Source organism: Oleiphilus sp. HI0125 (assembly GCF_001635355.1).
This window is the reverse complement of the sequence record NZ_LWGF01000722.1, coordinates 1-805: the sequence shown is the minus strand read 5'-3', so window position 1 is coordinate 805 and position 805 is coordinate 1. Positions and strand designations below refer to the sequence as shown.

Genomic DNA, 805 nt, shown 5'->3' with positions numbered 1-805 from the left:
GTTAAAAAATGATCAATTTGATATGGTTCGCATTATTACAGGGGGTTTGGTGACGATTCCGCTGTTTTTGCACAGAGTTATCCACAGCAAATGTGGGTAATGTTTCAATTTTGTAAACGAGCGAGTTGTCAAGCGTGAATTAGCCAAAAATTTAATCTTGGACGTGGATACTTCTCGCCATTTTTTTATCAGGCGCTATACTTTCGGGCGATTATTTCTGGAGCGCCTATGTCCCATACATTACTTACCAAAGCTTTATTCTGTTTACCTCCTGAAACTGCCCATGATCTGTCACTAGACTGGATGAGTGCCCTAAATCGCTTGGGCGTATTTAAACCTTTTATGCCTAGTGTTGCAGATGATCCGGTCGAAGTAATGGGAATTCGATTCCCAAATCGAGTTGGTTTAGCTGCAGGTCTAGATAAAAATGGTGAGCATATAGATGCGCTTGGCGCAATGGGTTTTGGATTTGTTGAAGTTGGAACGGTTACCCCCCGCGCTCAAGATGGAAACCCTAAACCTCGAATGTTCCGTTTGGTCGATGAGCAGGCGATTATTAACCGTATGGGGTTCAATAATAAAGGAGTAGAGAGCTTACTTAACGCAGTTTCGAAACGACACTATAAAGGTCCAATCGGGATCAACATTGGTAAGAACTTTGACACAAGCGTAGAAGATGCCAATCAAGATTACTTGATTGGTTTGAGAAAGGCTTATAGCGCAGCGGATTATATTGCCGTCAATGTTTCTTCTCCGAACACGCCAGGATTGAGAACTTTGCAGTTTGGTGACTCACTGAAAGAAC

At 42.5% G+C, this 805-nt stretch carries 1 protein-coding gene; it reads left to right on the top strand.

Annotated elements, in window-relative coordinates; translation table 11 throughout:
• Positions 1 to 228 precede the first annotated feature (228 nt).
• Positions 229 to 805: dihydroorotate dehydrogenase (quinone) (pyrD, locus tag A3762_RS10530; protein WP_068755365.1), on the top strand; the 577-nt coding region annotated here is incomplete at its 3' end.